Consider the following 13,089-nt stretch of genomic DNA (forward strand, 5'->3'; position numbering starts at 1 on the left):
CTTTCGCCTCCCAGGGCATCGCCTGCCTTCGTCAGCTCGGCGTCAAGGACGATGCCGATTTCGTCAACCCGCATGGCGGCGCGATTGCGCTCGGTCATCCCCTCGGCATGAGCGGCGCGCGGCTCGCCATGACCGCGGTGCACGGCATGGAAAAGCGCGGCGGCAAGCTCGCGCTCGCCACCATGTGCGTCGGCGTCGGCCAGGGCGTTGCGGTGGCGATCGAGAAGTTGAATTGACATGCACCGTCATTCCGGGACATCGCGAAGCGATGGACCCGGAATCTCGAGATTCCGGGTTCGCGCTTCGCGCGCCCCGGAATGACAGGAGCGGGATCGCATGATCATCGAGCGCGAGCAGGATGTGACGGCGGCGGCGCTGGCCGCGATGGCGCGCACCGCCGACCCGCGGATGCGCGAGATCATGGTCGCGCTGGTCAAGCACCTCCACGGCTTCGTTCGCGACATCAGGTTGACCGAAGCCGAATTCCGCGAGGCGACCGCCATCCTCGCCGAGATGGGCCGGCTGACCAATGACACCCACAATGAATTCGTGCTGATGGCGGGCTCGCTCGGCGTCTCTTCGCTGGTGTGCCTGCTCAACAATGGCGATGCCGGCAATACCGAGACCGACCAGTCGCTGCTCGGGCCGTTCTGGCGATTGAATTCGCCGCGCGTCGAGAACGGCGGCTCGATCGTGCGCTCCGACACGCCGGGCGCGCCGCTGTTCGTCAGTGGGCGCGTGGTGGACAAGGACGGCCGGCCCGTCGCCGGCGCCGAGGTCGATGTCTGGCATGCCTCCCCCGTCGGGCTCTACGAGAACCAGGATCCCGAGCAGGCCGACATGAACCTGCGCGGCAAGTTCACGACCGACGCGGAGGGCCGCTTCTCCTTCCGCTCGGTGATGTTCGTCGGCTATCCCATTCCGACCGACGGCGTGGTCGGCCGCCTGTTGAAGGCGCAGAGCCGCCATCCCTATCGGCCGGCGCATCTGCACGCCCTGGTCTTCAAGCCCGGCTTCAAGACCCTGATCTCGCAGGTCTACGATCCCGCCGATCCCAATATCGAAAGCGACACGCAGTTCGGCGTCACGCGCGCGCTGATTGGTAATTTCCTGCGCCATGACGAGCCGCATCCGTCCGCGCGCGATGTCGTCACACCCTGGTATTCGCTCGACCACACCTACCGGCTGGAGGCGGGCGAGGCGGTGCTGCCACGTGCGCCGATCAAGTGAGAAGCATGGGCCGGGCATGAGTCGCGACAGCAAGCTCGTCCTTCCGGCGGATCGACGCTTCCTGACCGGCCTGATTGGCGCGCCGATCAAGCGCTCCGCTTCTCCCGCCATGCATGAGCGGGCGGCCGAAGCGCTCGGCGTGCACTGTCACTATCAGCTGATCGAGGTCGCCGGCGCCGGCACCGAGGAGCTGCGGCTCTTGCTCGAAGGCGTGAAGCGCCTCGGCTTTGCCGGCGTCAACGTCACCTTTCCCTACAAGGAGGCCATCGTCCCGCTGCTCGACGAATTGTCGCCGGGTGCTGCCGCGATCGGCGCGGCCAATACCGTCGTGGTGCGCGATGGCCGGCTGATCGGCCATAACACCGACACGACGGGTTTTGCGCTGGCGATCGGCGATCTCGTTGCGCGATCGCGCAGCGGTGCGGTTGCGCTGATCGGCGCGGGCGGCGTTGGCAGGGCGATTGCGTTCGCGCTGGGCGCACTTGGCGTCACGGAGCTGCATATCTTCGACGCCGATCGTGCCAAGGCCGAAGCGCTGGCGAGGCTGCTGCTGCCGGGCAGCCTGAAAACAGGGATCGCAGATGGCGTCGAGGCGGCGCTGCGCGACGCCGTCGGCGTCATCAACGCAACGCCGATCGGGATGTTGCCGAGCAAGGCGAGTCCGGTGCCGGAAGCGCTGCTGCATCGCGGCCTCTGGGTCGTCGATGCCGTCTATTCACCGCTGTGGACGCCGCTTCTGATCGCGGCCAGGGCAAAGGGCGCCACCGTCATGACCGGGCGCGATCTCGCCATCCATCAGGCCGCCGACGCCTTCGAGCTGTTCACGGGATTGCGGCCGTCGACGGCGGAAATGGCAAAGGCATTCGATGCGGTGACGGCGCCGGGCGGCGCCGTTGGTGACGCGGCGTGAGAGAGATGCACGAGACCGTCAAGACGACCGCCAGCCGAGGACGGGAAATGCTGGGCCTGCTCGGATTCCTCGTGCTGGCGACGGCGCAGGTCTCCAACATGATCCTGGCGCGCGGCGTGGCAGGCTCCGTGCCGCCATTTTCGATCGCCTTCTTCCGCTGGTCGATCGTCGCCATCGGCCTGTCGCCGCTGATCTTCGCCGCGCTGCGCCAGCATCCGGACCTCTTGCGCAGGGAAGGCCTCGGCATCGCGGCTGCCGGCTTTCTCGGCATGTTCGTCTGCGGCGGGCCGGTTTATCTCGCGGGCACCACCACCTCGGCGATCAACCTCGCGCTGATCATGGCGATGGCGCCGTTGATGGTGCTGCTGTTCTCGTTGGCGATGGGGCTGGAAAGGGTCAACCGCTGGCAGGTCATCGGCATGATCGTTGCGCTGTCGGGCGCGCTGCTCGTCATCACGCGCGGGCAGACCTCGGGCGAGCACGGCCTGACCCAGGGCGATATCCTGGTGGTGTTCGCGATGATGGCGTGGGCGAGCTACACGCTGGTGCAGAATCGCATTGGAGCCGGCATCGGCTTCCTGGCGCGGATCGGCCTGTTCGCGGCTTTCGGCGCGCTGTTCTCGCTGCCGTTCGCGGCGTACGAGACGTGGTCCGATCCATCGGCGGTGCTGAGCTTCAAGGCTGCGAAGGTCTATCTCTTCGCCGGCCTCGTGCCCGGCCTGTTTGCCTATTCCGCCTATTCCTGGTTCGCCTCGGCGTTCGGCGCGCTCTCGACCTCGCTCAGCATGTATCTGGGGCCCGTCGTCGGCGCGGTGCTGTCGATCGTCTTCCTCGGCGAGGCGCCGACCCTCATTCATCTGATCGGCGGCGTGCTGTCGCTCGGCGGCATGTGGCTGGGCCTGCGCCGCAAGAAGGACGACAAGCCCGACGGAAAGGCTGCATGAAGCTCCTTTCCATCTCTGGCAATCCGGCTCCGGACGGCGCCATCGTGGGCAAGGTCGGGACGCCCGATGGCGTCGAGCTGCGTTTTGCGCGCTGGGATGCGCCCGCGACGCCCAAGGGAACGGTCTGCGTCTTCGGCGGCCGCGGCGAGTTCATCGAGAAGTATTTCGAGACGATCGGCGAATTGCGCCGGCGCGGCTTTGCGGTCGCGACAATGGACTGGCGCGGGCAGGGACATTCCTCCCGCCAACTGCCCGATCCGCGCAGGGGCCACGTCGAAAGCTTTTCGGAGTACGAGACCGATCTCGAGACCTTCATGCGCCGGGTGGTGCTGCCGAGCTGTCCGCGCCCCCATTTCGCGCTCACGCACTCGATGGGCGGCGCGGTCGTGCTGCGGGCCGCGCATTCCGGCAAGCGCTGGTTCGAGCACGCCGTTCTCGTTGCGCCGATGGTCGATTTTCCCCGCGCATGGATCGGACAGCCGCTCCGCGCTCTGATCGGAGCGCTGCGCCGTGCCGGCCTCGGCGAAAACTATGTGCCGGGCGGCAACATCGACGGGGGCAGAACGGCGCGCTTTGCCGGCAATCCGCTGACGTCCGATCCCCTGCGCTATGCACGCAACGCCGCGATCGTCGCGCAGGATCCGACGCTCGGGATTGGGGGACCGACGGTGGCGTGGCTGGCCGCGGCGTTCGACACGATCGCCGCGTTCCAGGCCGAGGGCTATCCGGAGAAAATCGAGCAGCCGACGCTGATGCTGGGAGCGGGCGCGGACAGCATCGTCTCGACGGCGGCGATCGCGCGGTTTGCCGCGCGGCTTCCCGCGGGCGCCTATCGCCCGATCGAGGGCGCCCGGCACGAAATCCTGCAGGAGCAGGATTCGTATCGCGCGCAGCTATGGGCGGCATTCGACGCCTTCGTGCCGGGGTCGTCGATTTAGCCGAGCGCACGCCAACAAACCTCTTGCAGCCAGGCGACGCCTGGATGGTATCTTCAGCCAAGGGAGTCGACATGGGTTCGCAGATTACCCTGCCGCTGTGGGTGGTGATCGTCCTGGCCTTGCTGGCGGCCTGGGCCGCGATCGATCGCATCCTGGTGCCGAGCGTGCGCTGGGCCGTGCGGCGGCGCGCCAACCGCGCCATCGAAGAGCTCAATACGCGGCTCAAGCTTCGCATCCAGCCCTTCAAGCTGACCAAGCGCCAGGTGCTGATCGACCGCCTGGTGTTCGATCCCGAGGTGCTGCATGCCGCCGACGAATACGCCAGGGAAAGCGGCGTACCGCGCGAGGTCGCGATGGAGAAGGTGAAGCGCTACGCCGGCGACATCGTGCCGTCGTTCAGCGCCTATGCCTATTTCCGCATCGGCACCCGGATCGCCCGCGGCATTTCCCAGATGCTCTATCGCGTCCGCATCGGCTACCGCAACGACGAGGCATTGGCGGCGGTCGATCCGTCGTCGTCCGTCATCTTCGTCATCAACCATCGTTCCAACATGGACTACGTGCTGGTGACCTATGTCGCCGCGACGTCGTCGGCGCTGAGCTACGCCGTGGGCGAATGGGCGCAGGTCTGGGGGCTGCGCGGCCTGATCAAGTCGATGGGCGCCTACTTCATCAACCGCGATTCCCGCGAGGCGCTCTATCGCAAGGTGCTGGCGCGCTACGTTCACATGGCGACCTCGGCCGGCGTGACACAGGCGATCTTCCCGGAGGGCGGTCTCAGCCGCGACGGAAGGCTGCGCCCGCCGAAATTCGGGCTCTTGAGCTACATGGTTGCCGGCTTCGATCCGCTCGGGCCGCGCGACGTCGTGTTCGTTCCGGTCGCGGTCAATTACGACCGCGTGCTGGAAGACCGCATGCTCACGTCGGCCGCCGGCGCCGAACCGGGCAAGAAGCCGGTCTTCGGCTTCAACGCGCTCACTTTCGCGCGGCACTTCTTCCACCACGTCTGGATGGCGATGCGCGGCGAATGGTACCGCTTCGGCTATACCTGCGTCAGCTTCGGCGAGCCGGTGTCGCTGCGAAAGCACGTCACGGAAGCCGGGATCGATTTTCGCCTGCTCGCTCCCGAAGCGCGCCACGCCGAGACGGAAAAGCTGGGCACCAAACTCATGCAGGCCGTCGGCCGCGTGGTGCCGGCGCTGCCGGTCTCGCTGGTCGCGACCGCCATGCTGGAGGCCGGCGAGAATTCCCTGTCCATGCTCGACATCAAGCAGCGCGTATCCGACCTGATTGGCGAGCTGGAACGCCGCGGCAGCTATGTCCACATTCCCCGCGCCGACCGCGACTACGCGATCTCGGTGGGCCTGCGCATGCTGACGCTGCGCCATCTCGTGCTAGAGGAGGACGGCAACTACCGCGCCAATCCGGGGGAGTTGATGCTGCTGAAATACTACGCCAACGCCATTGCGCATCTGTTCGATGGGGCGGCGGAAGTTTGACGTCACGCCGCTTCAATTGGCGCGAAGGTCTATCTTCTCGTCATGCCCAGGCTTGTCCCGGGCATCCACGTTCTTGGAACCCGCGTGAAGAACGTGGATGGCCGGGACGAGCCCGGCCATGACGTGGAGAGAGTGTCGCTCAGTCAATCCACCGCCACTTGCTCCGGCCCGGCGGCCTGCTTGCGGAGCGCGGCCTTGGTCGAGCCGATCATGATGGCGAGCGGGATGGAGACGAGGATGAACAGCGTCACCATCTGGTAATCGTGCGAGAAGGCGACGATCTGCGCCTGCGCCTTCAGCATCGCGTCGGCCATGGCGCGGCCGGCGTCGGTGGAGAGGTCGATCAGCCGCCGCACGTCGGGCATCTGGATGGCGTGATTGAACGGATTGATGTGCTCGTTCAGGATCGCATAGTTGCGGCGGGTGCCTTCGGTGAGCTGCGAGATCACGATCGAAATGCCGATGGAGCTGGCGACGTTGCGCATCAAAGTCAGCATCGCAGTGCCGTCGGTGCGCAAATGAGGCGCCAGCGTCAGGAACGCCACCGTGGAGAGCGGCACGAAGACGAGGCCGAAGCCGAAGCCCTGCGCGATGCTGATGACCGCGATCTCGTTGGTGCCGGTCTGATCGGTCCATCCGGACATGTGGTAGAGCGTCCAGGCGGTCAGCGACAGCCCGGCAACGATCAACGTGCGCGCTTCGATGTAGCGCATCAGGCGGCCGACCATCATCATGGACAGGAAGGTGCCGAAGCCGCGGGTGGCGAGCAGCAGCCCTGCCGAGATGATGGGATAGCCGATCACGTTCTGCAGGAAAGGCGAGGCCAGCGCCATCGTGGAATAGAGCACGAGGCCCATCACCGCCATGAAGATGCAGCCGGTGATGAAATTCCTGTCTGTGAACATCGAGAACTGGATGAACGGGGCCGGCGTCGTGAAGGAATGCGCGAAGAAATAGTAGAAGCCGACGGCGGAGATGATGAACTCGGCGATGATTTCGTTCGATTCCAGCCAGCCGAGCTGCTCGCCGCGGTCGAGCGCGAGCTGCAGCGAGCCGATCCCGACCGCCAGCGCCGCAAAGCCGAACCAGTCGAAGCGCAGTGCGCGGTCCTTGTCCGTCTCGTCCATGAAGATCATCAGGCCGAGCACGGTGAATATGCCGAACGGCAGATTTACCAGGAATACCCAGTGCCAGGAATAGGTCTCGGTCAGCCACGCGCCCAGCGACGGGCCCATGATCGGCCCCATCATCACGCCCATGCCCCAGATCGACATCGCCTTCGCACGTTCCTGCAGCGTGTAGGAATCCAGCATCACCGCCTGCGACAGCGGCACCAGCGCCGCGCCGAACACGCCCTGCGCGAGGCGAAAGGCCACCATCTGCGTGATGTCCTGCGCCACGCCGCACAGCACGGAAGTGATGGTGAAGCCGGCCGAGCAGATGATGAAGATGCGCTTGCGCCCGAAACGGTTGGCGACCCAGCCAACCGGCGCGGTCATGATCGCGGCGGCGACGATGTAGGACGTCAGCACCCAGTTGATCTGGTCCTGCGAGGCCGACAGCGTGCCCTGCATGTAGGGCAGCGCGACATTGGCGATGGTGGTGTCCAGCGCCTGCATGATGGTCGCGGTCATGGCGCAGATCGTCACCATGTTCCGGCGCAGGCCCGGAACCATGACAGACGGGTGCCCCGGCGCCGTCATGCCGGGCTAGTCCTGCTCGTGGTTGGCCGCCGCCGGCCGGAAGCCGAGCAGGGCGGAAAGCGAGCGCTTGTGCCTGGTGTCGATGGTGGCATAGACGCTCATGCCGGCCTTGAGCTTCTTCACCATGCGGTCGTTCTTGTCGAAGTAGATCCGCACCGGCACGCGCTGCACCACCTTGACGAAATTGCCCATGGCGTTCTGCGGCGGCAGGATCGCGAACTGCGCGCCGGTTCCCGGCGAGAGCGAGCCCACCGTGCCCTTGAATACGTGGTTGGGGAACGCGTCGACCTCCAGCGTCACGGATTGTCCCACCGCGACATAGGTGAAATCGCTTTCCTTCGGGTTGGCGTCGACCCAGGGGTTGCCGACGTCCATCACCGAGAACACCGGCGTGCCGGCGGTGACGAAGCGGCCGAGCTGGATCTGCTCGACCTGCGTCGCGGTGCCGCTGATCGGCGCCCGGACCGTGCTGAGGTCGAGGTTGCGCTGGGCATCGTCAGCTGCGGCCTTGGCCTGCAGGTAGGCCGGGAATTCTTCCAGCGGCAAATCGGCATTGCCGAGCAATTGGGTCAGCGCATTGGAGCGTTGCTGCCGGACCAGCTGCCGCTGCGCCTGAGCCGTGACCAGATCGGTCGAGGATTTGTCGAGATCGAGCTGCGAACCGACGTTGTTCTTCACCAGCGACTGTTTGCGCTCGACGTCGCGCTGCTTGATCTCGATGCCGGCGCCGACGATCTCCAGCGTCTGCGAGTAGAGTTTTACATTCGCGACCAGGTTGGCGTGATTGGTCTTGGCATCCTCCAGCCTGGCGCGCGCCTGGGCCAGCGCCAGTTGGTAGGGCACGGGGTCGATCTGGAACAGCGCGTCGCCGGGCGAGACGATCTGGCCTTCCTTGACGGCGATGGCGACGATCTTGCCGGACACGTCGGGCGTGATCAGCACCTTCTGCGCACCGACATAGGCGTCGTCGGTGGTGACGTAACGGCCGCCGTTCAGATACAGCGTGAACCCGGCCATCGCCGCAACCAGCGGCACCACGACCAGCAGCAGGAAGCGGCGATAGCGGCGCAGGCCCGCCATCAGGCGGCGGCGCGGCTCGGCCGCGAGCTTGGGGCGCGCAGGCGCGGGCGGATCGCCCTTCTGCTCCGGCGGAAACTTCAGGACGGGATCAGCCATAACGCTGTTCCTTTCCGAGTGCGTCCGCGTTCGGGTTCTGGATCGCGCTCCGCACATTCTCCTTGATGGTTTCCAGCTGCGCCAGCATGCGGTGGGCGTCAGCGGGGTTGATGCCTTCGAGTGCGGTCGCGGTCAGCTCCGATCGGAGCCCTGCGAGCTTGCCGAGCAGCGGGCGCGCGGCCTTCCTCAAATAGAGGCGGTTGACGCGGCGGTCGTTCGCGTCGCCGCGGCGCTCGATCCAGCCATTGTCGCAGAGCTTGTCGATCAATCGCGTCAGCGTGATCGGCTGCATCTCCATCTGCTCGGCGAGTTCCGACTGCTTCATGCCTTCGTTGCGGTCGAGCTTGGCCAGCACCGCCCATTGCGCGCGGGTGATGCCGTAGCGTGCGGCTTCCCGGTCGGCCCAGGCGCGGACCATGCGCGTCACCTCGCCCAGCGTGAACAGGAAGTTCATATCCACGGAACCGCGCATCTTCTTAAAGCCCTCGTCTCGATAAGCTCCTGATATAATAAGCAAGCTTACGAATTCCGCGCCGTGAGTTATTCGTGGCCTGCCCTGTGAAAGTGGCATGGCTGGAACGCGGCGGCCGCCCGGGCTTTGGCATCGCGGGACGAAATGCTACAAATGGAGCCGATGACCCTGGCAAAGCCTGCATTTCCCTCGCCCGATCACGATCACGGCCGCTGCGCCGCGGACGCCATCGCCCATGCCGAGGCGGTTTGTGCGAAACGCTCGCAAAAGTTCACCCCGATCCGCCGCCAGGTATTGCAGGCGCTGCTGTCCAGTCACCGTCCGCTCGGCGCCTATGAGGTGATCGACGAGCTCGCCAGATCCATGCCGCGCCCGGCCCCGATCACGGTCTACCGCGCGCTCGACTTTTTGATGGAGAACGGCCTGGTGCATCGCATCGAGAGCCGCAACGCGTATCTTGCCTGCGCGCACGACCATGAAGAGACCGCGATGGTGGCCTTCCTGATCTGCGACCTCTGCGGCTCGGTCGGCGAGATTCCGGCAGCGCCAGTGGCGAAAAGCGTCAACGCCGCGGCGCGCGCCTCCGGCTTTGCGCCGAAGATGAGCGTGGTCGAGATATCAGGCACCTGCGCGCACTGCCAGAAATAACGCCGCGTCAAGCAAGAACGTCCGGCGCTGAAGCCGGCCCAAGGGAAACCATGTCGTCGATTTCAGCAACACCTTCCGCCGGGCGCGCTCTCAGCCCGGGCGCCATCGCCTTGATGCTGATGCTGTGCGTGAGCTGGGGTTTCAACCAGATCGCGGTGAAGCTGGTGCTGCCGGACGTGCCGCCGATGCTGCAGGCGCTGTCGCGCTCGGCCGGCGCGCTGCCGGTGCTGCTGATCATCGGCTGGTTTCGCGGCGTCAGGTTCTTCGAGCGCGACGGCACGCTGCGGGCGGGCCTTTGCAACGGCATCATCTTCGGCGTCGAGTTCGTGCTGATCTATCAGGGCCTGCTGTACACCTCGGCCTCGCGCGCGGTGGTGTTCCTCTACATCGCGCCGTTCTTCGTCGCGCTCGGTTCTTACGTCTTTCTCGGCGAGCGGTTGCGGCCGGCGCAATGGGCGGGGCTGGGATTGAGCTTTGCCGGCGTCGCGCTCGCCATCGGCGTGCCGCAGGCCAACGTCGATTCGAAGGTGCTGCTCGGCGATCTCCTGATCGTCGCCGGCGGCGCGTTGTGGGCGGCGACCACCCTGATCGTGAAAACGACGCCCCTGATCCGCGCTCCGGCGGAGAAGGGCATGGGCTACCAGGTCGCGGTGTCGATCCCGATTTTCGTGGCGGCTGCCTGGTTCAGCGGCGAGCGGATCACGCACATGCCGAGCCCGCTGTCGCTGACGCTGCTGGCCTATCAGGCCTTCTGGGTCGTCGGCCTGACCTTCACGCTGTGGTTCGCGCTGGTGAAAGCCTATTCGGCCAGCAAGCTTTCCGCCTTCACCTTCATCACACCGCTGTTCGGGGTGGTCGCGAGCTACTTCATCCTGAACGACACGCTGACGCTGGCGTTCGGCGCCGCGGCGCTCCTGGTGATCGCGGGACTCTATCTCGTCAACCGCCCGGAGCAGGCGCGCGCGGAAGTCGCGCCTGATCCGAATGTGTGAGTGCTGCCGTGTCCTATCCTCCGTCATTGCGAGGAGCGAAGCGACGAAGCAATCCAGCTTTCTTGTCGCGGCGAAGGAAGCTGGATTGCTTCGCTTCGCTCGCAATGACGGCGGGAACGGCTACCCCGTCTCGATCGGCAGCGACTCGTCCTTCGCCCACTCGCCCATCGAGCCGTCGTACAGCGTGATGTGGTCGTAACCGAGCCGGTGCAGCTGAAACAGGTCGATGGTGGCGGAGATGCCGCCGCCGCAATAGGCGACGACGCGCTTGTCATTCGTGATCCCCTGCGCGGCAAACTTCGGCGCGACCTCCTCGGGCGGCAGAAACGTCTTGCTCGCGGCATCGATCAGCGTTGCCGCCGGCACGTTGACGCTGCCGGGAATACGGCCGGCCCTGCCGTAGCGGCTGGGCTCGAGGCCCTTGTGGAATTGCGGCCCCAACGCGTTGACGACGACGGTCGAGCGGTTGGTGCTCGCCTTCTGCATCTCGCGCTTGTCGATGAAGAGGCCCGGCCTCGGCTTCGCGGTGAAGCTCGCTTGTGGATAGCCCTTCGCGGGTCCCGTCTCGATGGCGCGGCCTTCGGCCTTCCATTTGTCGAGCCCGCCGTCGAGCACGAGGGCATCGAAGCCGAGCGACTGCAGCATCCACCAGAAGCGCGTCGCCCACATCGCGGTGCCGATGGAATAGAGCACGACGCGGCTGCCGTCGCCGACGCCGTGGCGGGCGAACGCCGCCTCGAGCTGCGGCAGGCGCGGCATCATGAAGCGCAGCTCGGTGCTCGAATCGGAAAACTCGCCCTGCAGGTCGAGGAAGTCCGCGCCCGGGATATGAGCTTCCTCGAAAGTGCGCCGGCCGGGCACGACGAGATAAGGGACGGCGCTGCCTTCCGGCTGATAATCGAGATAGGTCGTACAATCGTAGACGCGCGTCTCGGATCGGCCGAGCAAATCGGCGAGTTCCGAGGTCGAGATCAGCCCGCCGCGCTCCGCCATGTTTCGCTCCCCTGACATGATTGCCTGCGATGCTAGGACGCAAGCCATGGCAATGGAAAGGCGCCAGCACCCTTTAATCTCTCGGCCGAAGCCCCGATATACGCCTCACCCATTGCCGTGGCGGATGCCGATCGGTGACATAAGTCACTGAACAAACAATGGAAATCGTCTTCTGTGACGGTCCGGGTTCCGCTCCCTGCGCAAGGCCCGTCCGCTGAACCGCCCCCTTGGTGAAGATGACCAAAACCTGATATTCGAGACCGCATGAACAAGCCCGAAACCATTGATACTTCCGACGTCGCCGGCCCCCGGCCGCGGCACCAGACCACGCAAGTGATGGTCGGCAATGTCGCCGTTGGCGGCGGTGCGCCGATCGTCGTGCAGTCGATGACCAACACCGACACCGCCGATGTCGAAGGCACCATCGCCCAGGTCGCGGCGCTGTCGCGCGCCGGGTCGGAAATGGTTCGCATCACCGTGGACCGCGAGGAAGCTGCCGCTGCCGTGCCGCATATCCGCGACGGCCTGCGCAAGCGCGGCATCACCACGCCCCTGATCGGCGACTTCCATTACATCGGCCACAAGCTGCTCGCCGAATATCCTGATTGCGCCGAGGCGCTCGACAAGTACCGCATCAATCCCGGCAATGTCGGCTTCAAGAACAAGCGCGACACCCAGTTCGCCGACATCATCGAGATCGCCAACGAGAACGGCAAGCCGGTGCGCATCGGCGCCAATTGGGGCTCGCTCGACCAGGAGCTGCTCACCAAGCTGATGGACGAGAACACCGCCTCGCCCAATCCGCGCGATGCCCGCGCGGTGACGCGCGAAGCCATGGTGCAGTCGGCCCTGCTCTCGGCCGCCCGCGCGCAAGAGCTCGGCATGCCCAAGGACCGCATGATCCTCTCGGCGAAGGTTTCCGCCGTGCAGGATCTGATCGCGGTCTACCAGGAGCTGACGCGCCGCTCAGACTATGCCATCCATCTCGGCCTCACCGAGGCCGGCATGGGTTCGAAGGGCATCGTCGCTTCCTCCGCCGCGCTCGGCATCCTCTTGCAGGACGGCATCGGCGACACCATCCGCATTTCGCTCACTCCCGAGCCCGGCGGCGATCGCACGCTGGAAGTGCAGGTCGCGCAGGAACTGCTGCAGACCATGGGTTTCCGCACCTTCGTGCCGCTGGTCGCGGCCTGCCCGGGATGCGGCCGCACCACCTCGACCACGTTCCAGGAACTGGCGCGCTCGATCCAGGACTTCATCCGCGAGGAAATGCCGGGCTGGAAGACGCAATATCCGGGCGTCGAGCAGCTCAACGTTGCCGTGATGGGTTGCATCGTCAACGGCCCCGGTGAATCCAAGCACGCCAATATCGGCATCTCCCTGCCCGGCACCGGCGAAGCGCCGGCAGCGCCCGTATTCGTCGACGGCAAGAAATTCCGCACCCTGCGCGGGCCCTCGATCGCCGCCGATTTCAAGGCGCTGGTGATCGACTATATCGACCAGCGCTATGGCAACGGCGCCAAAACGCTGCAAACGACCGCGCCGGAGCCGACGGCGGCAGAGTAGGGCGCCTCTCGATCGGTC

General features: G+C 65.7%; 12 protein-coding genes and 1 pseudogene. 9 read left to right on the forward strand and 4 right to left on the reverse strand.

The genetic code is table 11. The features are described from left to right. The 6 genes and pseudogenes from ACT4OC_RS31065 to ACT4OC_RS31090 form a co-directional block, all read left to right on the forward strand. A pseudogene (locus tag ACT4OC_RS31065) lies at positions 1 to 236 on the forward strand (3-oxoadipyl-CoA thiolase); the annotation flags it as partial. A 100-nt stretch (positions 237 to 336) separates the two neighbouring features. After that, a complete protein-coding gene (locus ACT4OC_RS31070; RefSeq protein ID WP_444842890.1) occupies positions 337 to 1,230 on the forward strand; it encodes a dioxygenase family protein in 894 nt (297 codons plus the stop codon). A 16-nt stretch (positions 1,231 to 1,246) separates the two neighbouring features. Beyond that, positions 1,247 to 2,140 (forward strand): shikimate dehydrogenase, encoded by an 894-nt coding sequence (locus tag ACT4OC_RS31075; RefSeq protein WP_444842891.1) that lies wholly within the window; start codon positions 1,247 to 1,249, stop codon positions 2,138 to 2,140. Positions 2,141 to 2,145: 5 nt separating this feature from the next. Then, entirely contained in the window at positions 2,146 to 3,084 is a 939-nt protein-coding gene (locus tag ACT4OC_RS31080) for a DMT family transporter (RefSeq protein ID WP_444842892.1), read from the forward strand. Further along, a complete protein-coding gene (locus ACT4OC_RS31085; RefSeq protein ID WP_444842893.1) occupies positions 3,081 to 4,022 on the forward strand; it encodes an alpha/beta fold hydrolase in 942 nt (313 codons plus the stop codon). The genes ACT4OC_RS31080 and ACT4OC_RS31085 overlap by 4 nt, the downstream gene beginning before the upstream one ends. Before the next feature lie 71 nt (positions 4,023 to 4,093). Further along, the gene (locus ACT4OC_RS31090; protein WP_444842894.1) at positions 4,094 to 5,521 is read left to right on the forward strand and encodes a 1-acyl-sn-glycerol-3-phosphate acyltransferase; all 1,428 of its coding nucleotides are present in this window, start codon (positions 4,094 to 4,096) and stop codon (positions 5,519 to 5,521) included. A 143-nt stretch (positions 5,522 to 5,664) separates the two neighbouring features. Here the strand turns inward: ACT4OC_RS31090 and ACT4OC_RS31095 are convergent, their stop codons facing one another. Genes ACT4OC_RS31095 through ACT4OC_RS31105 form a run of 3 tightly spaced genes read right to left on the reverse strand, consistent with a single transcriptional unit; the run spans position 5,665 to position 8,872 of the window. Continuing rightward, positions 5,665 to 7,224, reverse strand: coding sequence for a DHA2 family efflux MFS transporter permease subunit (locus tag ACT4OC_RS31095; protein WP_444842895.1), 1,560 nt, complete (start codon positions 7,222 to 7,224; stop codon positions 5,665 to 5,667). Positions 7,225 to 7,230: 6 nt separating this feature from the next. Continuing rightward, a complete protein-coding gene (locus ACT4OC_RS31100) occupies positions 7,231 to 8,400 on the reverse strand; it encodes an HlyD family secretion protein (RefSeq protein ID WP_444842896.1) in 1,170 nt (389 codons plus the stop codon). Then, positions 8,393 to 8,872, reverse strand: coding sequence for a MarR family winged helix-turn-helix transcriptional regulator (locus tag ACT4OC_RS31105; protein ID WP_444842897.1), 480 nt, complete (start codon positions 8,870 to 8,872; stop codon positions 8,393 to 8,395). Before ACT4OC_RS31105 ends, ACT4OC_RS31100 begins: the two co-directional genes overlap by 8 nt. Before the next feature lie 162 nt (positions 8,873 to 9,034). On the opposite strand from ACT4OC_RS31105, the gene ACT4OC_RS31110 reads away from it, so the two are divergent. Both ACT4OC_RS31110 and ACT4OC_RS31115 read left to right on the forward strand, forming a co-directional pair. After that, on the forward strand, positions 9,035 to 9,520 hold the full coding sequence (locus tag ACT4OC_RS31110; RefSeq protein WP_444842901.1) for a Fur family transcriptional regulator: 486 nt from the start codon (positions 9,035 to 9,037) through the stop codon (positions 9,518 to 9,520). Between the two features lie 50 nt (positions 9,521 to 9,570). Further along, positions 9,571 to 10,512: a DMT family transporter gene (locus tag ACT4OC_RS31115; RefSeq protein WP_444842898.1), complete on the forward strand. Its 942-nt coding sequence runs from the start codon at positions 9,571 to 9,573 to the stop codon at positions 10,510 to 10,512. A 120-nt stretch (positions 10,513 to 10,632) separates the two neighbouring features. Here the strand turns inward: ACT4OC_RS31115 and ACT4OC_RS31120 are convergent, their stop codons facing one another. Next, the gene (locus ACT4OC_RS31120) at positions 10,633 to 11,505 is read right to left on the reverse strand and encodes a sulfurtransferase (protein ID WP_444842899.1); all 873 of its coding nucleotides are present in this window, start codon (positions 11,503 to 11,505) and stop codon (positions 10,633 to 10,635) included. 264 nt (positions 11,506 to 11,769) lie between these two features. On the opposite strand from ACT4OC_RS31120, the gene ispG reads away from it, so the two are divergent. Next, entirely contained in the window at positions 11,770 to 13,071 is a 1,302-nt protein-coding gene (gene ispG, locus ACT4OC_RS31125) for a flavodoxin-dependent (E)-4-hydroxy-3-methylbut-2-enyl-diphosphate synthase (RefSeq protein ID WP_444842900.1), read from the forward strand. The last annotated feature ends 18 nt before the right edge of the window (positions 13,072 to 13,089 follow it).

The organism is Bradyrhizobium sp. (assembly GCF_052389815.1).
Lineage (GTDB): Bacteria > Pseudomonadota > Alphaproteobacteria > Rhizobiales > Xanthobacteraceae > Bradyrhizobium.

Coding starts and splice junctions, on each gene's coding strand:
- ACT4OC_RS31095 (WP_444842895.1), bottom strand. CDS start 7,224: ATGACGGCGCCGGGGCACCCGTCTGTCATGGTTCCGGGCCTGCGCCGG.
- ACT4OC_RS31080 (WP_444842892.1), top strand. CDS start 2,146: ATGCACGAGACCGTCAAGACGACCGCCAGCCGAGGACGGGAAATGCTG.
- ACT4OC_RS31110 (WP_444842901.1), top strand. CDS start 9,035: ATGACCCTGGCAAAGCCTGCATTTCCCTCGCCCGATCACGATCACGGC.
- ACT4OC_RS31105 (WP_444842897.1), bottom strand. CDS start 8,872: ATGCGCGGTTCCGTGGATATGAACTTCCTGTTCACGCTGGGCGAGGTG.
- ispG (WP_444842900.1), top strand. CDS start 11,770: ATGAACAAGCCCGAAACCATTGATACTTCCGACGTCGCCGGCCCCCGG.
- ACT4OC_RS31075 (WP_444842891.1), top strand. CDS start 1,247: ATGAGTCGCGACAGCAAGCTCGTCCTTCCGGCGGATCGACGCTTCCTG.
- ACT4OC_RS31120 (WP_444842899.1), bottom strand. CDS start 11,505: ATGGCGGAGCGCGGCGGGCTGATCTCGACCTCGGAACTCGCCGATTTG.
- ACT4OC_RS31090 (WP_444842894.1), top strand. CDS start 4,094: ATGGGTTCGCAGATTACCCTGCCGCTGTGGGTGGTGATCGTCCTGGCC.
- ACT4OC_RS31085 (WP_444842893.1), top strand. CDS start 3,081: ATGAAGCTCCTTTCCATCTCTGGCAATCCGGCTCCGGACGGCGCCATC.
- ACT4OC_RS31100 (WP_444842896.1), bottom strand. CDS start 8,400: ATGGCTGATCCCGTCCTGAAGTTTCCGCCGGAGCAGAAGGGCGATCCG.
- ACT4OC_RS31070 (WP_444842890.1), top strand. CDS start 337: ATGATCATCGAGCGCGAGCAGGATGTGACGGCGGCGGCGCTGGCCGCG.
- ACT4OC_RS31115 (WP_444842898.1), top strand. CDS start 9,571: ATGTCGTCGATTTCAGCAACACCTTCCGCCGGGCGCGCTCTCAGCCCG.